The sequence below is a fragment of the Hymenobacter sp. FMD4 genome (assembly GCF_058932745.1).
In genome coordinates, this window is record NZ_JBZYWH010000011.1 from 34,832 (window position 1) to 57,651 (window position 22,820).

Here is a 22,820-nt window from a genome sequence, read left to right on the forward strand (position 1 = left end):
TATGGAATCAGCCCGCCCCGCACGTGCATTGCTGACGCGGCTGCCGCAAGACCCGGCGCAGCGCTGGTTTATTGTTTTCATTGTATTGCTCATGGCCTGCGGTGCTACGGCTATGCTGTACCAAACGCCTCTGGCCTTGCTGCCTATAGGTTTGACCTTAGGCGTAGCTGTGGCGTTCATTGACTGGCGCTGGTATTATTACCTGCTGCTGAGCACCCTCGCCTTCTCCAGGGAAATCGGTTTACCGGGTGGCCTGAGCATGGACATACCCTCCGAGCCGCTGATGCTGGTGGTGCTGGCCTGCCTGATTCTGAACACGATTCTGGGCAATACCAAGCTCACGCGCCGTGAAGCCCTGCACCCGCTGGTAGCTCTACTGGGTCTGATGCTGCTTTGGTCTTCTATCTCGCTGCTTTTTTCAGTGGATAAGGTCAAGTCCATCAAATTTATCCTCGCCAAGCTGTGGTACATCGGGCCGTTTCTGTTTGTGACACTGCTGCTGGTGCGGCGCCCCGCCGACGTATGGCGCGTGGCCGGCTGCCACGCTTTGGGAGCATGCATTACGGTGGTTTGGGCGGGCCTGCGTCACGCCAGCCGCGGCTTCACGTTCTCTGATATCAACTGGTCGGTTCAGCCCTTCTACATCAACCACGTGAGTTACGCGACGGTGCTGGCGCTGCTACTGCCGTACGCATACTACGCTTCCAAGTCTCGGCTTTTATCCAGCCCCTGGCGAATGGTTTGGGGAGTAGCTGTAGGGCTACTGTTATTTGGGCTGGTTACTTCGTACACCCGAGCCTCCATGCTCTCCATTCCGATTGCGGCCATGTTTTACGTAGTCGTGCGGATGCGCCTTACGCGGTGGGTTATCGTTGCGACCATTGTGGGCGTAACTGCAGCTACCAGCTATTTCGTGCAGCAGAACAACTACATGCTGTATGCGCCGGACTTCGAGAAGACTATTTTCAACGGCGAGAACTTTGAGAAGCACCTCGAAGCTACCTATAAGCTGCAAGACGTTTCGGGGATGGAGCGGGTGTACCGCTGGGTGGCCGCCGCGCGCATGGTCAGCGATAAGCCCTTCACCGGAAGTGGCCCGTCGACCTTTTACCCGGAGTATAAGCGCTACACGGTTAAGAGCTTTCGGACCTACGTCAGCGATAATCCCGAAAAGTCTACCACGCACAACTATTTTCTGCTGCAGCTCGCAGAGCAAGGCGTACCGGGGTTTGCCTTGTTTGCCCTGCTGATTTGCTCTATTCTGCTGATGGGCGAGCGGCTGTATCACCGGGCCATCAACCAGCCACAAATCCGGATGGTGCTGCTAGCTACCCTTCTCTCGTTGGTAGTTATCATTTTCCACCTGACGCTGAACGAGCTAATCGAGGTCGATAAAATCGGCTCGTTCTTCTTCATCGGCATAGCGGTGCTGATCAAATGCCAAGGTTGGCTGGGCACGCCCGCTGCAGCAGCTACTGAAGAAACCGCCGCGTAGCGCTCAGGCCAGAGCGCGGTATTCGTCCTGGATGCGCCGGAGTTGGGTAAGATGGCGCTCGGCGTGCATAGCCAAGAAGTAGACGTACTGGTACACATCTGTTTTACCAAGCCCGTTGACGCTCATGGTGGTACGGTATAATATGCCTTCTCCGTTTGACAGCTGATCGAGCACTTCATGGCAGTGCCGCTGCTGCGTTTGTAGCTGCTGCCTTACTTCGGTTAAGGGCTTCTCACCGGTCGGTTCCATGTGTTCAGGCCGCATCCAATCAAAGGCTTTATGCAGGCCTATCTCCTCTAAGCGGACATCGGCAAACTGGTACTGAGCCAGTTCGGTAGCCAGATCAAGCCCCATTTGGTTCTTCAGGGCTTTCGCTTTGCCCTTATCTATGAGGATCAGCAGAAAATGATTGGTAAGAGCCACGTGCTCCAACACCTCGTTTACCGTCCAGCCTCCGCTACGGGGCCGTAAATTACGTTCAGCTGCAGGCAGTTCAAACCACTGATCCAGCCGGCTGAACGCGTCATCCAAAGCAAGCCGAATGCAGCTAATTACCTCCGAAATGGCAGGAGCTACTGTCATGACTTCTACCGAAACCGGCAGCTGAGGACGGTAATGTCGTCGGCGAAATGGGTGCCATTGGCATTGAACGCCTCAATTCGTCGCAGCAATTCGTCGTGAAGCTTGGGAAGCGGCAGGTAGCGGTTCTGGGTGAGCGTCTGCAATACGCCTTCCTCACCAAACTCCTCCTGTTCCTGGTCAAAAACCTCGGTCAGACCATCGGTATAGCTAAGCAGCAGGCAGTGCTGCGGCACTTGCAGGCGTCCCACTTTGAGCATGGGAAGCTCGTCCATCACGCCTAGCATAATGGTGCCGTCCTTAAGCAATTGCACGGGCCCATCGCCAAGGTCGGGGATTAGCATCGGGTCGTTGTGGCCAGCATTTACGTACTCCAGCTGACGCGTAGTGCGATTGTATACCCCGAAGAAAGCCGTAATAAACCGGTCGCCGCCGGAGTTGCGGAAGATAAGGTTGTTCAGCTCGCTTACCACGGTGGCCAAATCAGCCTGCTGCCGTAGCAGCGTGCGCAGCCCAGCCTGGAAGTTTGACATCAGCAACGACGCCCCTACTCCCTTACCCGATACGTCGGCCACGCAAAACAGAAAGCTTTCCTTGTTGATGGGCACCACATCGTAAAAGTCGCCGCCCACAGCCGTGTGCGGCACATAGGTGGCGTGTACGGCCACGCATGCGTCATTGGGCAGCGAACTGGGAAAAAGCATGGTCTGTACTTCCTGCGCAATTTCTATTTCCTTGCGCACGGCCGCAGCCTGCACTTGCTGGCGCACCAAGCGCCGCGACGATACGGCGCCGAGCAGAATCTGACTCAGCGACTCAATAAAGCTTACAGCTTCGCGGCGGGCTTCTAGGGTGGCAGTATAATTCTGGTGCAATGGCCCGATAAACACCAGCCCGAGCAATTGGTCGCTCTGCCGCACGGGCATTACCGTAGCGAATGGGGCCCACTGTGAACCAAGCTCCAGATCGGCAACGGCAACGGGGTGCTCGGGCGGAAAGCGCTGTAACTGCTCCGGCAACGCGATGCCGCGGTAATCTGGCAAGCCCGGGCCGAAGGCAACGGGGCAACGCCATTGCTCGTCCTCGACTACGTACACGGCCAACTGCCGCACGCCGAGTTGGCCTAGCAGTGTAAACTGGAAGATCTTGTATAGATTCTCGTCGCTGGGCTCACCGTTGATGGACTGGGTAATTTCCAACAGAGCCGCGAGTTCCCGCTCCTTGAGCTTGAGCAGCAAGTGCTCCTCTTTGGTAAGCGGACGTAAGGTATCGGGCATAATGAGTGAAAAGGTCAATTGGTGAATTGGTGTTTTCAGCAGGGTAAAGCACGAATTTGAAACATCAAACTCAGCGTTTTACCATGTCACCACCTCACTACAGGGGAGTTTTGGGGTCATAGGCATCGCGCAGACCATTGCCCAGCAGGTTAAAACTAAGCACCAGCAGACTGATTGCCATACCGGGCAGCAGCGTGAGCCACAAACCGGCCCGGGTGCCCAGCAGCTGAAAGCCTTCGTTTACCATCAGGCCCCACGAAGGAGCCGGCGGCTGCACCCCCAAGCCTAAAAAGCTCAGACCAGCTTCCAACAGAATGGCCGCCGCAAAATTGGAGGTGGCAATAACGATGAGCGGGCCGAGTAGATTAGGCAGTAAGTGTCGCACCAACAAACGACTAGTCGGCAAGCCTAATACGCGGCCTGCCTCCACGAAAGTTTTCTCACGTAGGCTAAGCATCTGTCCGCGCACCACGCGCGCCACATCCACCCACATCGTAAGGCCCACAGCCACAAAGGACGTCCAGACGCCTTTGGAGCCAAACGCAAGCGAAATAGCAATGACCAGCATAATGCCCGGTATGCTCCAAACCACCGTCATGACGCCGAGCAGCAGCGAATCGAGCCAGCCGCCGGCATAACCGGCAATGGCCCCTACGGCCACACCGATAACCAGCGAAATAAGCACCGCTACCAGACCAATACCTAGTGAAATGCGCGTGCCGAGCAAGAGGCGGCTCAGCTCATCACGGCCGGCTTTGTCGGTACCGAGCCAGTAGGTGCGCTGATGAATGTGCTCTTGCTCCACCACCTGCCGTAGTTCCGCAGCGGGGCCTTGCCGCCCGGTTACCCGGCTCAGCAAGTAGCGCCGTTCGGGTTCGGGCAGCGTGCCGGTGGCTTGGAAGGGCTGCGCCACGAGCGTATCGCCACTCACGCGCCAGCCACCAATAGGCACCTCCTCATAGCGAAGCGGAGTGCCAAACAGCCAGCTTCCTACTAACGACTGCTCCTCGGCAACGGAATCGGTGAGCGGCAGGCGCAGAATGGTAGCCCGGAAACCGGGCGCTTGCTTTTGCAGCTGCACGAGGCTGTTGTTGGCATTGGGGGTACTATCAGGCAGCACCAGGTAGCCCAGCAAGCCCACGAGCGTGCAGAGTGCAATGAACAACAAGCCTGCCATGGCGGGCTTATTGCGCAGCAGGCGCTGGCGCACGTAGTAGCCGGGCGTACGCACCGGCGCCACAGCAGGCGGGGCAGCAGGCGCCGACATTAGCGGGTGTTGTGTTTCAACAGACCTTCCTTCGAGGCCAGGAAAAAGCAATCCTGTCGCACAGCGCCAAACGAGGTAGGCTCATAGGCCAGCTCGGTATCGGGGTCGGGCCAGTAGCAACGGATAAGGCCCTGCTCCAGCAGGCCCCGCAGGTGTTGCTCCAGCTCAGCGGTGCTGAGGTTTGTACGCTGGCCCAGATCGGAAAAAGAAGTGACGAAATAGAGCTCGTCGAGGATATCGAATTCGGCGTCGGTCACGGTGGTGGGGCTGATGGGAAACAAAGGTATCATCAGCAAACAGGAAAGCGAAGCAAATGGGTTTAGCGGGACTGGCGCCGGGCGGCTAATCGATAGCGGCCAGGGCAACCGAAGCTGCCGAGACTGAGCGCCCGGACTCAAACTCGATATACTTAAGAATATGCTCTATCTCCGTGTCGGTCAGAGCGAAGCTGGGCATTTGCTGTTTCTGATACTGGTTAAAAACACCTACTGCATAAGCGTCGCCGCCGGCAACCATTTTACTGGAATTCTTCACCCACTTGATCAGCCAAGGTCCCGAACGGCGCTCTGTAACACCCGCCAGCGCGGGACCTACCACCACCTCGTTGATGGCGTGGCACTGAGCGCAGTTGCCTTTGAAAAGAGCGTCGCCGGCCGCAACGGCCTCGGCTTGCTCGGGGTCTAGTTGGATTACAGATGCCCGAGTAGAATCAGCGGCGCCTGCAGAGGTGTTGGATGGCAGCTGATTTTGAGCGGTTTCAGGTGAACCGGTCATCAGGCCAGTAGCGGTCAGAAACAGAACCACGAGGCTGCAAACAAGCAGAAATGCAGCGGCCGGAAATACCAGCTCCAGGGCAGAACGGGACATAGCGAAACGGGATTAGGTGGCACGTAAGGAATCGGCCAAAAGGTACCGCCCGACCTGTTAGCTCACTAGCTTTTTCTGGTTTTTTTGGGCCACGGTGCGCCCTTTCCACCGATAGCCACCGCGGAGGCCGAGAAGGCCTACGGCCAGCGCGTATGGTGGGTACACAAGCTGCAGCAGGGGCACTAAGCCAAGCCAGCGCCGCCGCTTAAAAAACGAGAGTACGGGTAATAGAAAAGCCACATCGGCACCTAGCTTCAGCGTCCATCCCGCTACGACCAAGGGCCAGGCTACGGGGTGCCAGTACACCAGCGCCAGCAGCAGCCACAAGCTTAGGTTGGCGCCGAGCACCAGCAGGGCCAGCCAGCGTGAGGCCTGGCTTTGGTAATGCTGCCACTTGCTGGCCCAGCGTACACGCTGCTGCAACAATTCCGGCAATGTGGGCTGCGCGGCGGTACGCACCACCGCGGCAGGGTCCTTTAAAAACCGAATGCCCTGCGGGTAGCGCTTACTGATTTTGTGGAGCAAAAATTCATCGTCGCCGCTGGGCACGTGGTCATTTCCGCGGAAGCCGTCCACGGCCTGAAAGGCTGCTCGACGATAGGCCAAGTTGGCGCCGTTGCACATAGTGGGGGCCTGCAGTGCAATGCCGGCAGCTCCCGTGGCTACCAGTGCCGCCAACTCCAAGCCCTGCAAGTCGGCCAGCAGCCCCGCTCCTTCCAGCAACACCGGCCCGCTCACAAACTGAACCTGAAGCTCCGCAAACCACTCAGCATAAGCCGCCAGCCACCCCGGCGATACCCGGCAATCGGCATCGGTGCAGAGCACCCATGGGGCTTGCGCTACCGCTAAAGCCGCTTCCACCGCTGCTTTTTTGCCGGTAGGCTGGTTTGGCAGTTCAGCTAGGGACAAAAGTCGAAGCGGAAACGGGCTAATGGCCGCCGCTGCCTGCACCACCTCGGACGTGGCGTCGGTGGAGTGGTCGTCGACAATGATTACCTCAAACCGAGTAGGCCAGCTGGATTGCAAGCAGTTTTGCGCCCGCAAATCGGCCAGCAGTGCGGGGAGCATGGCCGCTTCGTTGCGCGCCGCTATGATGACAGAAACCACCAACTCACTGCCGGTAGCCTCGGCCGTGAGCCCGTCAGCGGATTCTGATTCTTTCGGTTGGCCATTAATGCTTTGCCAGGCTCGGCGGTACTTCCAGTAGGTCAGGGCGTAAAGCGTCGCAGGCAGGCATCCCGCCACCCCCAGCCAGGCGGCCAGGCTCATGGGGCTTGCTGTGCTTTGCGCCGCTTGTGGCTACGCCGAATGACTTTCAGCCGAAGCACAAACAGCAAGCCGGCGGCGCTAGGCAGGGCAATATTGAGCACCCACAAACTCAGGCTGGCACTCAGCACGGGTAACATGGGCAGGCCTAATAAGCCAAATAGGTGGGTGGCCGACAGTTCCCGGGCTCCTACGTCGGTAAGGGCATTCAGCGAGGGAACCAGCGACTTCAGCAAAAACGTGCCGGCAATGGCGGCTAGTGCGGGCCCAACCGGAGCCGTAGCGCCGTACGCCCAAAGTAGCAAGCCGAATTGGGCGGTAAATACGCCGTAGCGCAGGGCCGAAATCAGCAACACCTGATGTAGCACGGTGGTCGGGTAATGCGGCAAATTGGCTACATACCGGCGAAAACGAGCCAGCAACCGCCATTGCAGAATAGCTTCCAGCAGGTAACGGCTGCGGTACAGCGGTAAAAGCAGCAGGGCGTTTCCCAGGATGGCCGTTACCACCAAGCCTAGCATCACGGCTGGATAAGCAGCATCAAAGTAGCGGGCCAGGAAATATAACGCCCCCACCGACCCGGCTAATACGGTAATGATTAACTGACAGTATCGCCCAAGAAATACGGCCCCCAGGGCCTCGGGACGGCGGTTTTTGAGCTCGAGCAAACGTCCGGCGTAGTCGCCCATGCGGTTAGGCGTTACAAAGCCCAGCGTGAGCCCCACCAATACTGCCCGAAAGCTCCGGGCATACGACACCGGCTCCAGATGCTGCGCCAGGCGCCACCACTTCCACGATTCCAGCGCCCAGTTCAGCGGCACCAGCAGCAGAGCCGCAATGGCCGGACCGCGCTGTGCGGCCGTAACTAGGCTGCGCCAGGCCGCCGAAGTAGCCGCATCGGCCACTACGGATTGCCAAAGCAGCCAGAGCGTGAGGGCAGTTACGGCAAGCTTGCCGATGATAACCCATGCCTTGAGGTTACGACGCCGGGAACCGGCTCCGGGTTTATGTGTGTAGCTTTGTATGACATGGCTACTTACCCCTCCCCGCTTCCCCTGGACTTGCCCAAGATTATCATGGGCATCGACCCCGGCACCCAGATCATGGGCTACGCCGTGATTGAGGTCACCGGCCAGCGGGTGGACGTGCTGCGGTACGACGTCATCAATCTCAAGGCGTTTGGCTCGAATCACGCAGTAAAATTAAAGAAGATCTTCGACCGGATGATTGAGCTCATTGAGGAGTACCTCCCCGATGAGTTAGCCATCGAGGCTCCCTTCTACGGCGCCAACGTGCAAAGTATGCTCAAATTGGGCCGGGCGCAGGGTGTGGCCATTGCCGCCTGCCTCTCCCGCGACATTCCCTTCGTGGAATATGCCCCCACCAAAGTTAAGCAGTCGGTAACGGGCTCCGGCGCTGCTAGCAAGGAGCAAGTGGCCCACATGCTGCGCCAGACGCTCACGCTGCCGGCCATTGAGGACGCCCCAAAGTTTCTGGACGCTACCGATGCCTTGGCCGTGGCGCTGTGCCATCATTACCAGAAAGGCAACAACGTGAAAGCCGGTGGCAAAAGCTGGGGGAAATTTCTGGCCGATAATCCCGATAAGCTGGTGCAGCCAACAAAGTCGGCTGCGAAGAAAAAGGTAGCGGCCAAATAATAATTCCAGCAGGAACTGTTGAGGAAGGCCAGAGAAAGTCAGCTACAAATCGACCCTACTCAAACCCCTTTAGCATTTTATAGAAGGCCTCGGCATAGGTATCACTGATGGGGATGATCTGATCGGCAATCCGAATCCTGTTTTTCTCGATGTGGTCAATTTTGTCAATAGCGACTAGAAACGACCGGTGCACGCGGGCAAAGTCCTGGGCCGGAAGCAACTCTTCCAGCTTGGCAAAGCTCAGCAGCGTCATAATCTTCTCGTCAGGGGTATGAATTCGCAGATAGTCTTTCATACCCTCTACAAAGAGAATATCGCGGGTAGCTACCTTCTGGATGCGGTGGCCCACCTTCAGGAAAATATAGCTCTGCTCATTCCTGACCTCTGCTTTTTCTTCTCTCTTTTCCAGGAGTTGTCGGGGGCTTTGTTCCTGGTACAGGCGCAGAACTGCTTTATAAAACCGCTCGAACGTGAAGGGTTTTAGCAGGTAATCCTTCACCTCCAACTCGTAAGCCTTCAGCGCATACTGATCATAAGCGGTGGTGAGGATAATCATCGGCTTGGGATTCAGCATCGGGATGAAGCTTAACCCATCCAGGCCCGGCATATTGATGTCCAGAAACAGCAGGTCTGGTTTGGCTTTCGCCAGATCAGAGGCGGCTTCCAGGGGACTCGCGTAAGCCCCCTTCAACTCCAGGAACGCGACTTTTTGGATGTACTCTTCCAGGATTTCCTGGGCCAGATGCTCGTCCTCAATGATACAGCAGGTGAGCTTCTCTTTCATGACCCTGTAAATGAAGACCGTGGATGGCAAGCATGACCGTAAACGTTTCGCCGGTGTTCTGAATGGACAGCGTGTGCTGGCCAGGATACAGCAAAGCCAGCCTTTTCCGGACATTGGGCAACCCGATGCCTCCGGGTTCTTCCAGCGCCGGAGCCGAACTTCTACCTGTCGGATTCTGCACGCTGAAGGTCAGGGCATCGTCCTTTATTTCCACCCGCACCTTTAGGTCGCCGGGCTCCAGCCGGGCGGGGCTATGCTTATAGGCGTTTTCCAGGAGGTGGATAAACAGCAACGGGGCAATGTAGCAGGAATCTGTCTCCCCCTCTATTTGGAGGTCTACCACCGGATTGTTCCGGTACCGGAGCTGCTGCAGGCTCACGTAGTCGCGCAGGTAGTCCATCTCCCGGGCCAGCGGAACCGTGGCTGCGTTGGACTCATAAATCATGTACCGCATCAGCGAGGCCAGGTGCATGACTGCCTCCGGGGCGGCGGGTGCCTGTTTGTACACCAGCGTGTGGATGTTGTTGAGGGTATTGAACAGAAAGTGCGGGTTGATCTGCGACTTCAGATAGTACAGCTCTGCCTCCACGGCCTGCTTTTCCAGCTGCTCTTTCCTGATGGTGTTGAGTACCAGATTCTCGGTGACCCGGGCCAGCCAGCTCAGGAAGAGAAAGATGGGTACCGAAGTGAGCAAGTGCATGAAATAATTTTCAAAATCCAGCGCCTTATGATGAAAAATCAGAAAAGGCAAAGGCCCGGTCAGCCCGATTGCCGCCAGTCGGAGCCAATAGCTCTTGTCTTTTCTTTTCCCTGTATACCAGGTCAATAGAAAGAAATGAACGTAAAAAACATATAGGCAGGTCGCTATAAATCCGGCCGTGGTGCTACGCCAGTGTACATCATTGTCATTATCCAGCTGCAGGCTTACCAACCAGGTGAATAAAAGCCAGACGAATAGGTGAGTTAGCCGGAAGATCTTTTTGACGCGCTCCATCTTACAAAGGTGGGTTTTCCAGCCGTTGTCCAGGCCACCGGCTCGACCAGCTCCGCAGGCTAATCTACGGGCAGGGAAAAGGAGCCTGCCAGTTGGTTGGCGGAAGCAAAGTCCCACTTGGTCGAGTGCTTTTCCGCATCAGCATATTGGGTTTCGCTTCTCGAGCCGGCAACAGTTGCTTCGTTCTGAAATAGAGCGAGCAAGCACCCGCCAAGGTGCCTAGCGTCTCTCTTTAAAAGATGAACCGACGCAACTCAGGGAAAATGGGAAATCAACCATGCGGCCTAACTATCCGCAACGTCTCGAAACGATATGCGAATGGCGTGCAGGCCTTGCACAATGTGTCGCTGGACATTCCACCGGGCATGTTTGGGCTGCTCGGCCCAAACGGCGCCGGCAAATCCACCCTAATGCGGACGCTGGCCACGCTGCAGGAACCCGACGAAGGGCATTTATTACTAGGCGACATCGACGTCGTGCATCAAAAGGAGGTGGTGCGCCAGACGCTGGGCTACCTGCCCCAGGAGTTCGGCGTGTACCCCAAAGCCAGTGCAGAGGAACTGCTCGATTACTTCGCGGTGCTGAAAGGCCTTACCAACCGGGCAGAGCGGAAAGCAACCACCGAAGCCTTGCTCCGACAAACCAACCTCTGGGACAAGCGCAAGCAGAAGCTGGGCGGCTTTTCGGGCGGCATGAAGCAGCGCTTTGGCGTGGCGGTGGCCTTGCTGGGAAACCCGCGGCTGCTCATTGTAGACGAGCCCACCGCAGGCCTTGACCCCGCCGAACGGGTGCGCTTCCTGAACCTGCTGAGTGAGCTGGGTGAAAACAGCGTGGTTATTCTCTCCACGCACATTGTGGCGGATGTGGCGGAACTGTGCACGAACATGGCCATCATTAACAAGGGGCAGATTCTGCTGGAAGCCCAGCCACTGGAAGCAGTAGCCTCTCTAAAAGGCCTCATCTGGCGCAAGCTCATCGACAAGCAGGCACTGCCGGCGTTGAAGCAGGAGCACCAGATCATCTCGGCCAAGCTCTTGAGCGGGCGCACCATGGTGCACGTGTACAGCCATGACATGCCCGGTAACGGGTTTGAGCTGGTAGAACCGGACCTGGAAGATGTCTATTTCAGTGCCATGACGGGCTGCTTCGACGCAGTTATTCAGCAGCCAAAAGCGGAGGAAATAACGCTATGAAGTTCCAACGGATTTTTGCGCTGGAATTCAGCTACCAGCTTCGCCGAGCCACCACCTGGCTCTACTTCGGGGTACTCCTGGCCATTGCTTTTCTAATTGTCATTGCCAATTATGCCCCCGACGCGCGGGATGGGTACATCATACTGAATGCGCCCATCGTCATGGCAGCCGTCACGGTTATCTGCTGTGTGTTTTGGCTGGTAATAGGTGCCTCCGTGGCGGGCGAGGCGGCGGCCCGCGATGTGCAGACCCGCATGCATTTGCTCACCTACGCGGCCCCCGCCAGCAAAGCCGCCTACCTGGGCGGGCGGTACCTGGCCGCCTTTGCCCTGAGTGCGCTTCAGTTGCTCGCCATCCCGGCGGGTATGCTGCTGGCCATGCACTTTGCCGGGGTAGAAGCCGAGATTCTGGGTCCGTTCCGGGTGGCGCCCTACCTGACTACCTTTTTCTTTATCGCGCTGCCCAACGCTTTTTTCGCGACAGCCATGCAATTTTCGGCGGCGTCGCTCAGCCGCCGGGCCCTAGCAAGTTATCTGGTCGGAGCGGCCCTGTTCGCGGCGGCCCATACGATATGGCCGCTGCTGGAAAAAGGGGGAGAATGGGGGAATCTGGCAGACCCGATGAGTTTCGGCCCGGTGCTGGGGCATCTGTCCAATGACTGGAGCCCGTTGGAGAAAAACACGCGTTTTCTGTTGCTGGAGGGCTCATTTCTCGCCAACCGCCTCCTGTGGTTCGGCATTTCGCTGTGCCTGCTAGCGTTTACCTACTTCCGGTTTCAGTTTGTGTTACCCGGAACAAGCAAAAAGCAGCAGTCGGGTGAACAGTTACCTTCCGCGGTGGCGGCCTGGGAAAAGCTAAAATGGGGCACTGGGAAAGTGCTGCCGCGGGCCAGGGGAACGTATGGATGGGCCACCCAACTGCGCCAATTGCGCCTCATCACTTGGCAATCATTCCGGCAACTCGCCAAAAGCAAGGCCGGTCTTCCCTTGTTGGCCCTGTTGGCCCTGTTGATAGGAATGACCATACCCGGGAACCTGAAGGGCCGCGGCGTGCCCTTGCTGCCCCGCACCGACTTTGTTGTGGAGTACCTGACCGCTCCCCTGGCGGGGCCGGCAGCTTTCTGGGTCCTCATTGTGTTGCTCATTATTTTCTATGCCGGCGAGCTGGTGTGGCGGGAGCAGGAAACCAGGCTGAGTGAGGTTGCCAACGCAGCGCCAGTGCCCGAATGGGTGCTTTTCCTAAGCCGGTACTTGGCGCTGACCCTAGTGTTGGTTGTGTGGCTGGCCTTTCTGATGACGGCTGGCCTGGTGGCACAGGCGGCCATAGGTGGTGCTTCACCCGAAATTGGACTGTACGTGCTGGCCTTATTTGGACTGCAACTAGTCGATTGCCTGCTCTTTGCCCTGCTGGCCCTTGCCGTGCACGTATTGGTGAATCAGAAGTTTTTGGGGCATCTGGTGGCGCTGCTGGTCTACGGGTACATGGTCTTTGCGCCCACGCTGGGCATAGAGCACAAGCTGCTCATCTTTGGCGCCAGCCCGCAATGGACATATACCGATATGGCCCGCTTTGGGCCGACGCTGGCGCCCTGGCTGTGGTTTAAGGGGTACTGGGCAGCTTGGACGCTGCTGCTGGCCGTGGTGGCGGTGCTGTTCTGGGTACGGGGCCGGGAAGGCAGTGTGGCCTCACGGCTGCAGTTGGCCCGTCGGCGCTTTACGGGTTCTTTGCCTAGGGTCGCAGCGGCAGCAACCGGAGCCGTTGCGGTATTTGGCGGATTTATTTTCTACAACACCAACGTGCTGCATGACTATACCAACTCCTCTGCCACCACGGCGCAGCGCGCTGCCTACGAGCAGCGCTACCGGCGCTACCTAAACGTACCCCAGCCTGTGCTGACCGGCGTAAACCTACAGGTAGAAATGTACCCTAGGCAGCGAAAAGTGGAAATACAGGGCACTTACCTGCTGGTGAACAAGAGCCGAGTTGCTATTGACTCAGTGCATCTAGCTACGGGCGCGGGAGTTGAAACAACCGCGGTCAACTTCAACCAGCCCGCCAAAGCAGTGCTTGTGGACACGGAGCATGGGCACCGCATTTATGCGCTGGCGCAGCCTCTTCTCCCCGGCGATACGCTGCGCCTCCGTTTTCAGGTAACGTACCAAGCGCAGGGATTTTACAACAACGGAGCCGATGCGCAAGTGATGGAACACGCCAGTAGCTTCCGGAATATGGAGTGGCTTCCCGTCATCGGGTACGAGCCGTACCGGGAACTGGACGAGGCCGGCGCCCGCAAAACGCATGGCCTGGCACCTAGGCCCGCTACTTATTCGCTCTACGATACAGTCGCTCGTCGGTACGCCCCATTTCCCGAGCAAATCCGCTTGGAGGCCATCGTAGGTACGGATGCCGACCAGCAGGTGGTAGCGCCGGGCACCTTGCGACGAACCTGGACGAAGGCAGGCCGCCGCTACTTCCACTACGTCACGGATGCGCTTATTCGCAATGAATATTCCTTTTTCTCGGCCAACTACGCGGTGCAGGAAGGCAAATGGCGAAGCCCAGCGGCCAGCCCGAAGCAGGAAGTTGCCATCCAGATTTACTATCCCCCGGGGCTGACGGAGAACCCAGCGCGGATGGTCCAGAGCGCTCAGGCTTCGCTGGATTATTACACCAGTCAGTTCGGGCCCTACCCACACCAGCAGCTCCGCTTCGTGGCCCATGCCAGTTATGCCTTCGGCAACCACGCCGCGCCCATCAACATCACGGCGGAGGAAGGCTTTTTCCTCTTGAACCCGAGGGCTGACGAGCGGGGCTTTGACCTGGTGACGGCCGTGGTGGCGCACGAGGTGGCGCACCAGTGGTGGGGCAACCAGCTCAAGCAGGCTTATGTAGAGGGAGCCGGCCTGATTACCGAAAGCCTGGCCTGGTACTCGGCCATGGGCGTGATGGAGGACGAATACGGCCCTGAGCACCTCCAGCGGCTGCTAAGCTTCCTGCGGGAAGAAAACGAGACCCCGCGCACCCGGGCCGCCAAGCCGCTGCTGCAGGCCGACGACTTTTACCAGAATTACCGCAAGGGGCCCCTAGCGCTGTACGCGCTGAGCCAATATGTGGGCCGGGACCGGGTAAACGGGGCACTCCGCAATCTGCTGGCGCACCACCGCCCCGGCACGCTTCCCCATCCCACTTCGCTGGACCTCTACCGGGAGCTGCAGGCAGTAACGCCGGACTCGCTCCAACCGCTGCTGCACGACTTGTTCAGGGTCAACACCTTTTGGGAGCTGGAGGCGGAAACAGCATCCGCCCGCCAGATAAAAGGAGGCTCGTGGCAGGTGACGCTCACCCTGCAGGCCCGCAAGCTGGTAGTGGACAGCGCCGGCACCGAAACGAAGCTACCGATGCAGGAGTGGGTGGAAATTGGGCTCTTCGCACCCGCCAGGGAGGGAAAGGAAGTTGGCAGGCAGCTCTATCGGCAAAAGCACCTGATCAAATCCGGTAAGCAAACAATCTTGTTGACCCTGCCTGACAAACCTGCTAAAGCTGGCGTTGACCCACGCAATTTGTTGATCGACTGGAACCTGACAGATAATTACAAAGTGGTGAAGTCAAAATAACCAAGACTCATGGACTTTGTGCACCTTAATGTTGGCTTCCCTTCACTGGTATCCACCACAAGGCGGCAAGTTTCACGCTACCATTCAATCTCGCCCCGCAGATACGTCACGGCGTAACCACTGATCAGCACCCGCTCGCCGCGCAGCTCGCACCACAGGTCGCCGCCGCGGGCCGATACCTGCCGGGCGTGAAACTCGGTTTTACCGAGGCGCTCGGCCCAGTAAGGTACCAGTTGCGTGTGGCCCGAGCCGGTGACCGGGTCTTCGGGCACGCCCACGCGAGGCCCAAACCAGCGCGACACAAAATCAACGCCGTTGGCGCCAGGTGCGGTGGCAATTACCCCGCGGTATTCCACCTTGCCCAGGTGCGTCATGCTGGGACGCAGGGCGCGCACTTCGGCTTCGGTATCGAACACGGCTATCAGATCGGGGCCGGCGAGGATGCTTAGGGGCGTGGCGCGCAGGCCATCGAGCAGGCCGTCGGGGTGCTGGCTGAGCGGGTGCGGCGGCTGGGCGGGAAAGTCCAGGGTGAGGCGTCCGTCGGGCTGCTGCCGCACGCGCAAGGGGCCGCTTTTGGAATGGAACGTCAGCTCGTCAGCCGTGGCTCCGAGGTGGCGAAACAGTACGTGGGCCGAAGCCAGCGTGGCATGGCCGCAGAGGTCTACTTCTACGGCCGGGGTAAACCAGCGCAGTTCGTATTCGGCTTCCGAGCCCGCGCGGGGCACAAAGAAGGCCGTTTCGGCCAAGTTGTTTTCGGCAGCAATGGCCTGCATGGTTTGGGCGGGCAGCCACTCGGTGAGCGGGCACACGGCGGCGGGGTTGCCGGCAAATACTTTATCGGTGAAGGCGTCGACCTGGTAGATGGGAAGCGTCATGGCTGAGCTACGATGAAGGAACGGGGGCCGGCAGTTGCAGCCGCAGTGGCGAAGCTAGATATTGTTGGGGAATCTGCGTGAAAATCAAAATGCAGGTTTTGCGCCTTGATCGACTGCATTGACTGGCCTGTAAATTATTTTTTCCATCCATTCCAACCCCGGCAATAAAGCTTGGGTCATGCCTATGAAAACGTCCTGCTGCTACGTGCTGGCTGGCTTATTCCTTTTGAGCCAGTTTCACCGGCCGCGCTGCGGTTTCTCCTTCCACTCTCGCTCTTCTCCAACAGCCAGCTTATGAAACACTTTTTACCCGCTGCAGCCCTCACCGTCACCACCCTATTGGGCCTAGGTGCCCAGGAAGCCCGCGCCACGCACGCCCAGGGCGGCGACCTACGCTACGAATCCTTGGGTGGCAACCAGTACCGCGTGACGCTCCGCTACTTCCGCGACTGTTCCGGCATTTCGGCAGAAACGAACATGACGCTGAACTGCCGGGTAGGCACACCAGCCACTTCCTGCAATACCCAGAACTCGCTTAACCAGACGGCTACCCTGGTTCGCCAGGGCCAGCCGGTATTCGGCAACCAATACTGCGCTACCGTAACCGGCGTGTGTACTGCCGGCGGCCCCGACAATTACGAAGAAAACACCTACGTAGGCACCGTGACGCTGCCCTCGCAGCAATGGACACTGAGCGTAGAAATCAACGCCCGTCCAAGCCTTGCAAACCTTTCGACGGCTGCCAGCAGCAGCAATCTGCGCTTCGAAGCCATGCTCGATAACCGCAACGGGCTGCTGAATAACTCACCGAATTTTGGCTCGTCGCCGGCAGTGTATGTGGGATGGCAGCAGAATATCCTGCTGAACTCCGGGGCTTTCGATATCGATGGCGACTCCCTGGCGTTTTCGCTGGTCAGCCCACTGACGGGGTGCAATCAGACGGCACCGTACGCCGCAGGCACGTTGCCCGCTACTTATCAGCTGGGCCCCACGTGCATGGTTCAGGCTTCGCCAGCTCAGCCATCGTTCTCCCCTACCTACCCTATTCCCTCCTTGCGGAATACGGGCTCCTGCCCTTTGCTGAGCGGCACGCCTTACTTCAGCTTCAACTCCGGCAACGGCAACATGGCTTTTTCCCCCATGGCCTATACCGCCAATTCCCCTTCAGCCAGCGGGGCCAACAAATACGCCGTGGCGGTGAAAGTGGATGAGTACCGCCGCATCAACCGGGCCTTTACTCTGATCGGCAGCGCCCGCCGCGAAATGCTGTTCACAGTGTACGACTGCGGCCAAAACCAGAACCCGCGCTTTGCCAATACGGTGCGCGTGTACGGCCAACCGGCGCCTACCCCGCTCACGCAGCCCATTCCAGTGCGCTCCGGCACGGCCACTTCGCTGGTACTCACGGCTTCCGATGCCAACGCTGGCCAGGCCGTTACCTTTTCGGCTAATCACCTGAACGTGCCGGGCGTGTACACGCAACAAACCGACCCCAACACGCTGATCATGGAGTTTACGCCTCCGCCCAGCCTGCCCGACGGCACGTACTACGTCACGGTAAAGGCCGAAGACAACAACTGCCCGGTAAAGGGCTTTGAAATGCAGACGGTGGCCTTCCGCGTATTCGGCCGCGTGCTCCCCAATCGGCAACAAACCACCCGATTGGTAAGCACCGCTTTCCCGAACCCCTTCTCCGATCAGGTAAGCTTTACGCTGGCCCGCCCCCATGGCTCGGCGCAAACGGTGGAAATCGTGAATCAGCTTGGTCAGGTAATCGACCGCCTACCGGTGCCCGCCAGCACCATGCCGGAAAGTCAGCTTACCTGGCGGCCGGCCCCCAGCGTGCCCGCCGGCGTGTACCTGGCCCGCTTTCCCAACGGAATGCAGACAGTTCGACTGCTGCACATCAGCCACTAACAACCCGATGCTTTTTGCTCTAGCCCCGTTTCCGTTGTCAGCCTAGCGCTGCGGCGGAGGCGGGGCCTCGCGGCTAGCAACGGGAGCCTATTATTAAGCTAGCTTAGTAGCCCAGTTGATGTCCTTCCGGATAACGTTTTTCAGCTTCGCACCGGCGAAATGCGGAATTACCTAAGACGCACTTCGCCGCCTACGGCCTCCACCGGCCCTTTCGTACAGCCCGCCGCGACCGATGCGGCATTGGGGCTGGCCGCAGGCGTGTCCGCGGGCCAGCCTCCGCTGCGCGTATCCGCTTCGGCGCCTAGTATCGAGGCGCTGCTGGAGGAATGCCGCAAGGGCCGGGCGGCTGCGCAGCAGGCTTTGTACGAGCGACTAGGCGGTCGGCTATTCGGGGTGTGCCTGCGCTACAGCGCCAGCCGTGAAGAAGCCGAGGAGGTGCTTCAGAATACCTTCGTTAAAATCTTTGCCCGCTTGCATCAATTCACTGGCCAGGGCCCCTTTGAGGCATGGGCCCGCCGCATTGCCGTGAATACTGCCCTCCACACCTGGCGCCAGCGGCAGGCACCGGGCCTGCATGTATCGTGGGACGACGCGCCCCCGGTAGCCGAAACCAACGGCAATGCGCTTGACCAGCTTTCGATGGCGGAACTGCTGGAACTTGTGGGCACCCTGCCCGAAGGATGCCGCATGGTACTGAATCTGTATGCTGTGGAAGGATATGCCCACGCCGAGATAGCCGAGCTGCTGGGCGTTTCGGAAGGCACATCCAAATCCCAACTCTCGCGGGCCCGCAAGCTGCTGGAAGCACGGCTGGCGGCCCGTCAACACCCCTATTACCGATGAATTTGCCCGATACCGATCCGTTTTACGACGCCCTGCGTAATCGCCTGCACGATTACGAGGAGCCGCTCCCAGCCGGGGGGTGGGCGGGTATTGCGCCTAAGCTCCCGCCCGCAGCCCCGCCACCGCCGGTATGGTGGCGCCGACCAGCACGCCGGAGAGTAGCGCTGGCCTTGGTGCTGCTTCTGCTGATTCCAACCACCGTGTTATTCTGGCGCTGGACATTGCCCATTCAGAACTCAGGCCGGGCTGTGGTTTCCACAAACCCTGGGGTTTCTAGGCAACACATGAAACCCGTTTCACCGGCCACTAGCCCGGTGCCGTCGCCATTGGCTTCTGATATAGATGACCTGACTGGCAGCTCTAGCCGTCGACCGACTTCTGCCGCTGGCCAAGGTGCTGGCACCTCTGGCTACGCCGCCCGAATGCAGCCATTCGCACCGTACGCCGGGCTTGGCGGCTCAGCGCATGCCGGCCGACGGAAGCGCCGGTTCGCATCCGGCAACCCGTTGCCCGTTGCTGGCCTTGCGGCCGACACCTTCAAATCGGCAACAAATCATCAACTGATTATCGGCTCCAATAAGGCCTTTACGAAACCAGCCAAACGGCAGCGGCAGGCGGTTGCATTGGCAGTCGGTGTCTCACCCAAGCGAGTTGCAAAACCGTCCAGTATTAGCGAAGTGGCCCAGGACCCGCCTGCTATTGCGCAGTCGTCATCCGGTGCTCCTGCCGCAGTTCTGACGCCCTCTACCTTTACTCCAGGAACCCAATCCAATTCAGGAAATCAATTGGCGGCTGCTAATTCGGCGCGGCCTCAGTTCGGCGGCAGTTTGCCCACCGAGGCAGCTACGGAGGCTTCGCATGCCGCGCCCAGCATTGCTAGAGCGGCTTCTGCTTCCTCAGGTCACGAACTAAACCAGCTTGCGGGCGTGCTTACGCCGTTGGCAATGGCCAGCAACCCACTTCCTGCGCCCTTGCCCCTCACGTCTCCGGCCGACTCACTAACGCAGCCGCGCTGGGCGCGCTTTAGCATGGGGCTGCTTGTGGGCCTGACGCCGGCCCGCCGTGGTGCCGGCAGCGTACCGGCCGCATTCCAGCAGTTGGAACAGCCAGGCCTGAGCAGTTCGGCCGAAGTGGCAGCCCGCTACCGGCTAAGCCGTTCGCTGCTGGTTCGCTCGGGCGTCGGGTACTCTGTTCACCGTCAGCAGGTGGTCTTGACACAAGAAAAACGCCAGTCGTATTGGTTGCCTTCCGTGCAGATCATTGTGCGCACCAATGCCAGTGGCCGCGTGGATACCCTACGGGTACTCAGCTACTCGCTGCGCGACTCCGTGCTCAGCCGCCAGCGCCAGGAGTACCGCCTGGCTCAGCAATACCTAAGTGTGCCGCTGGCCGGAGAGTACAGATTCCCAACGCCATTCCGCTGGCAGCCGGTGCTAAGTCTGGGGGCCAATATCAACTGGCTGCTGAGCGGCAGCTACCTCACCCAGACCGACGAATGCAACTGCCAAGTTCAAACCCAACGTAGCTCGGCCGGGCCGTTCCGTCCCACCAGCGTAGCGCTTACGGCCGGTATCGGACTGGATTACGCCTTGGGCGTACGCTCTACCCTACTGCTGCGCCCCACGGGCACATATTGGCTGAGTTCCACGGGCCGCGTAGGCGGAACACGGGCCGTAGCCTTCGGGCTGCAAGTGGGGTTGTTGTTTGATACTCGTCGCTAATTCAATGCTTTTCCCATCACGCCTCGCCATGAAACTCAGATCCTTGGTCACGTTATTGCTCGGCTGCGCTGCTTTCTTCGGCTGCGATAAGCCTGAGGAAGGGCTGGTAATCTGCGAAACAGAAGCAACGGTAACATCGGTGGCAGCTTTTCACCGGCTGTTTTCACCACCCACGCAGGTATATCGCATCGGCACAAGCCAGGACCAGAGTGTGACGCTGCTCGACAGCACCCTCATATATGTCCCGGCCGGGGCATTTGTGCTTCCCTCTGGAGCGTTGGCATCGGGCACGGTGGAGCTACGGGTGCAGTTGCTCACCAAACCCGTAGAAATGGTTTTGAGCGGTCTGCCTACCATGAGTTTCTGGCGGCCCATCGAAACGGGCGGGCAGTGCCATATCAGCGCTTGGCAGAATGGCACCCGACTACGTCTGCGGCGCGGGTATCGGCTCACCCTGAGTGTGCCCAAAGCCACCACGGCTTCGGCTACTGGCATGACGCTTTGGACCGGCATTCCGGTTACGGGCAGCACCCTTACCTGGATCCAGGACACCAGCCGGGTTTACTTGGGTAGAACACCGGGTGGGAGGCCGTTTTACCAAGCCTCCATACGCACCGACAGCCTCGGCTGGCACAACATCGGCCGCCTCTGGACCAGCAATCCTTCCGACACTACCCTGCTGCGCGCCGATGTAGCCGGTGACCCCGCCGCCCGTGTGTACTTGCTGCCCACGCAGCGCAGCGGCGCTTTTATGATGAAGTGGAACGCCCAGACCCGCCTGATGGAGCTGTACGGCGTGCCTGCTGGCACAGAGGTTAAGGTAGTGGTACTGCGCATGGGCACCGGGCAGCTGCTCGTCGGCAGGGAGCAAACCACGGTGCGACGCGGGGCCGTTTTTCGGCCAGCCCTGCGGCCCATGGAAGTACAGGAAGCTGCTGACTTCATCCGCCAGTTTTAGTGCGCAGCTTCCTTTTGTTTAAGTGTGTGCTTGAAAAAGCCGCCCGTGATTCGGGCGGCTTTTTTAATCCGGACTGGCTCCGTTAAGGCTTACGGGAGTTGGAGCGAACAGGGAGATTTTCACGCTACGGTTTATACACTAGCTCACCTGCCCGCCAATGACCAGCTGCTCCACTGGGTTTTCGCCCAGCCAGTACGGCAGCTCGCGGTAATCGGGTACGCCGAGTACCAGCACATCGGCGCGCTTGCCAGGCTCCAGAGAGCCGCAATCCTGCTGTCGGTCGATGGCCCAGGCAGCGTTTAGCGTCACGGCGGCCAGGGCTTCCAGCGGCGTGAGGCCCATCTTCAGGCAAGCTATCTGCACGGCCAGCCAGAGGTTTTTGCTCGGGCACGAGCCGGGGTTGAAATCGGTGCTAAGCGCTACGGGTACGCCAGCCGCGATGAACTGCCGCCCCGGCGCATACTTTTCCAGCCGCAGGTACAGCGGCACCAGCGGCAGCAGCACCGCCACCGTCTGCCTTTGGCCCGCTCCGGCAACTTCGGCCGCGCCTTCGGGCGTGAGATAGTCGCAGTGGTCGACGCTGGTGGCACCCAGTTCAGCGGCCATCTGGCAGCCGCCGAGGTCGTGCAGCTGCTCAGCGTGAATTTTCAGCTTGAAGCCCATATCCTGCGCAGCCCGCAAGTAGCGGCGCGAATCGGGCACGGAGAAAGCGCCTTCCTCGCAAAAAATGTCCACGAACTCGGCGTGGCCGCGCACCTCCGGCAGCACTTCCTGGGTAAGGTAATCCAGGTATTCGGCCGGGCGGCCCTTGTATTCGGGACCGGGCACGTGGGCGCCCAGAAAGGTGTGCACCAAGCGTACCGGCTGCCGGCGGCCGGCTTCCTGGGCCACACGCAGCAGGCGCAGTTCGGTTTCCTTGTCGAGGCCGTAGCCGGTTTTGGCTTCGAGGGTTGTAATGCCGTAGCGGCGGAAGCCCTCCAGGTGGTGCAAGGCACTCTGCAGCAATTCTTCCTCGGTGGCAGCGCGCGTTTTGCGCACGGTGCTCAGAATGCCGCCGCCCGAGGCCAGAATATCCAGGTACGATTCGCCCTGCAACTTGCGCTGAAACTCATCGGCTCGGTTGCCGCCGAACACGAGGTGCGTGTGGCACTCCACCAGGCCCGGCATTACCACGCGGCCGGTGGCGTCGATGACTTGCGTGTCGAGGTCAACGAGCCGTTCGTCCAGCTCGGCCATGGAGCCCACGGCGGCTATTTCGTGGCCGTGACAGGCTACGTAGCCGTGCTCGATAATGCGCCAGTTCGCCATGTCAGCGCCTGTCAAAGGGCTATTCGTGGGGCCGCCGGCCAGGGTAAGCACTTGAGCGGCGTTGCGAATGAGCAGGCTGTAGGGTCGGGACATAGGGAGATACGCTTGATGACGGGTTTAGCCCACAAGTTTAGTCTTTCCGGCGGCAGACAGCACGCATGACCCGCCTGCTTCAGTTGCTTGCTGTATTCGGCCCGCCGAAAC

At 59.2% G+C, this 22,820-nt stretch carries 19 protein-coding genes; 8 read left to right on the forward strand and 11 right to left on the reverse strand.

Going from position 1 to position 22,820, the window contains the following annotated elements; all coding sequences use genetic code 11:
- Window position 1 precedes the first annotated feature (1 nt).
- On the forward strand, window positions 2-1,495 hold the full coding sequence (locus tag AC5FXY_RS11975) for an O-antigen ligase family protein (protein ID WP_493556912.1): 1,494 nt from the start codon (window positions 2-4) through the stop codon (window positions 1,493-1,495).
- 3 nt (window positions 1,496-1,498) lie between these two features.
- Here AC5FXY_RS11975 and AC5FXY_RS11980 read toward each other — a convergent pair whose 3' ends face one another.
- The 7 genes from AC5FXY_RS11980 to AC5FXY_RS12010 all read right to left on the reverse strand — a co-directional run bounded on the left by AC5FXY_RS11980 (window position 1,499) and on the right by AC5FXY_RS12010 (window position 7,887).
- Entirely contained in the window at window positions 1,499-2,077 is a 579-nt protein-coding gene (locus tag AC5FXY_RS11980) for a DinB family protein (protein WP_493556913.1), read from the reverse strand.
- A gap of 5 nt (window positions 2,078-2,082) precedes the next feature.
- Window positions 2,083-3,351 (reverse strand): PP2C family protein-serine/threonine phosphatase, encoded by a 1,269-nt coding sequence (locus AC5FXY_RS11985; RefSeq protein ID WP_493556914.1) that lies wholly within the window; start codon window positions 3,349-3,351, stop codon window positions 2,083-2,085.
- A 97-nt stretch (window positions 3,352-3,448) separates the two neighbouring features.
- A complete protein-coding gene (locus AC5FXY_RS11990; protein ID WP_493556915.1) occupies window positions 3,449-4,618 on the reverse strand; it encodes an ABC transporter permease in 1,170 nt (389 codons plus the stop codon).
- Window positions 4,618-4,908 carry a hypothetical protein gene (locus tag AC5FXY_RS11995; protein ID WP_493556916.1) on the reverse strand — a complete coding sequence of 97 codons (291 nt, stop codon included), beginning with the start codon at window positions 4,906-4,908 and terminating at the stop codon, window positions 4,618-4,620. The genes AC5FXY_RS11990 and AC5FXY_RS11995 overlap by 1 nt, the downstream gene beginning before the upstream one ends.
- 52 nt (window positions 4,909-4,960) lie before the next feature.
- Window positions 4,961-5,485: a c-type cytochrome gene (locus tag AC5FXY_RS12000; protein WP_493556917.1), complete on the reverse strand. Its 525-nt coding sequence runs from the start codon at window positions 5,483-5,485 to the stop codon at window positions 4,961-4,963.
- A 57-nt stretch (window positions 5,486-5,542) separates the two neighbouring features.
- Complete coding sequence (locus tag AC5FXY_RS12005; protein ID WP_493556918.1) at window positions 5,543-6,754, reverse strand: glycosyltransferase; 1,212 nt, start codon at window positions 6,752-6,754, stop codon at window positions 5,543-5,545.
- On the reverse strand, window positions 6,751-7,887 hold the full coding sequence (locus tag AC5FXY_RS12010; RefSeq protein ID WP_493557017.1) for a lysylphosphatidylglycerol synthase transmembrane domain-containing protein: 1,137 nt from the start codon (window positions 7,885-7,887) through the stop codon (window positions 6,751-6,753). Before AC5FXY_RS12010 ends, AC5FXY_RS12005 begins: the two co-directional genes overlap by 4 nt.
- Between AC5FXY_RS12010 and ruvC the strand changes: the two genes are divergently transcribed.
- Window positions 7,780-8,409 carry a crossover junction endodeoxyribonuclease RuvC gene (gene ruvC / locus AC5FXY_RS12015; RefSeq protein WP_493556919.1) on the forward strand — a complete coding sequence of 210 codons (630 nt, stop codon included), beginning with the start codon at window positions 7,780-7,782 and terminating at the stop codon, window positions 8,407-8,409. The genes AC5FXY_RS12010 and ruvC overlap by 108 nt on opposite strands.
- 55 nt (window positions 8,410-8,464) lie before the next feature.
- On the opposite strand, the gene AC5FXY_RS12020 is transcribed toward ruvC, so the two are convergent.
- Both AC5FXY_RS12020 and AC5FXY_RS12025 read right to left on the reverse strand, forming a co-directional pair.
- Window positions 8,465-9,193, reverse strand: coding sequence for a LytR/AlgR family response regulator transcription factor (locus AC5FXY_RS12020; RefSeq protein ID WP_493556920.1), 729 nt, complete (start codon window positions 9,191-9,193; stop codon window positions 8,465-8,467).
- The gene (locus AC5FXY_RS12025) at window positions 9,162-9,893 is read right to left on the reverse strand and encodes a sensor histidine kinase (RefSeq protein WP_493556921.1); all 732 of its coding nucleotides are present in this window, start codon (window positions 9,891-9,893) and stop codon (window positions 9,162-9,164) included. Before AC5FXY_RS12025 ends, AC5FXY_RS12020 begins: the two co-directional genes overlap by 32 nt.
- Window positions 9,894-10,450: 557 nt before the next feature.
- Here AC5FXY_RS12025 and AC5FXY_RS12030 point away from each other — a divergent pair.
- The gene (locus tag AC5FXY_RS12030) at window positions 10,451-11,380 is read left to right on the forward strand and encodes an ABC transporter ATP-binding protein (RefSeq protein WP_493556922.1); all 930 of its coding nucleotides are present in this window, start codon (window positions 10,451-10,453) and stop codon (window positions 11,378-11,380) included.
- Entirely contained in the window at window positions 11,377-14,994 is a 3,618-nt protein-coding gene (locus tag AC5FXY_RS12035) for an ABC transporter permease/M1 family aminopeptidase (protein ID WP_493556923.1), read from the forward strand. Before AC5FXY_RS12030 ends, AC5FXY_RS12035 begins: the two co-directional genes overlap by 4 nt.
- 77 nt (window positions 14,995-15,071) lie before the next feature.
- Here the strand turns inward: AC5FXY_RS12035 and AC5FXY_RS12040 are convergent, their stop codons facing one another.
- Complete coding sequence (locus AC5FXY_RS12040; RefSeq protein ID WP_493556924.1) at window positions 15,072-15,869, reverse strand: PhzF family phenazine biosynthesis protein; 798 nt, start codon at window positions 15,867-15,869, stop codon at window positions 15,072-15,074.
- 294 nt (window positions 15,870-16,163) lie between these two features.
- Between AC5FXY_RS12040 and AC5FXY_RS12045 the strand changes: the two genes are divergently transcribed.
- The 4 genes from AC5FXY_RS12045 to AC5FXY_RS12060 all read left to right on the forward strand — a co-directional run bounded on the left by AC5FXY_RS12045 (window position 16,164) and on the right by AC5FXY_RS12060 (window position 21,308).
- On the forward strand, window positions 16,164-17,786 hold the full coding sequence (locus AC5FXY_RS12045; protein ID WP_493556925.1) for a T9SS type A sorting domain-containing protein: 1,623 nt from the start codon (window positions 16,164-16,166) through the stop codon (window positions 17,784-17,786).
- 159 nt (window positions 17,787-17,945) lie between these two features.
- Entirely contained in the window at window positions 17,946-18,629 is a 684-nt protein-coding gene (locus tag AC5FXY_RS12050; protein ID WP_493556926.1) for an RNA polymerase sigma factor, read from the forward strand.
- Between the two features lie 971 nt (window positions 18,630-19,600).
- Window positions 19,601-20,350 carry an outer membrane beta-barrel protein gene (locus tag AC5FXY_RS12055; RefSeq protein ID WP_493556927.1) on the forward strand — a complete coding sequence of 250 codons (750 nt, stop codon included), beginning with the start codon at window positions 19,601-19,603 and terminating at the stop codon, window positions 20,348-20,350.
- Between the two features lie 28 nt (window positions 20,351-20,378).
- Window positions 20,379-21,308, forward strand: coding sequence for a hypothetical protein (locus AC5FXY_RS12060; protein ID WP_493556928.1), 930 nt, complete (start codon window positions 20,379-20,381; stop codon window positions 21,306-21,308).
- A 138-nt stretch (window positions 21,309-21,446) separates the two neighbouring features.
- On the opposite strand, the gene hutI is transcribed toward AC5FXY_RS12060, so the two are convergent.
- A complete protein-coding gene (gene hutI, locus AC5FXY_RS12065; protein ID WP_493556929.1) occupies window positions 21,447-22,709 on the reverse strand; it encodes an imidazolonepropionase in 1,263 nt (420 codons plus the stop codon).
- Window positions 22,710-22,820 lie beyond the last annotated feature (111 nt).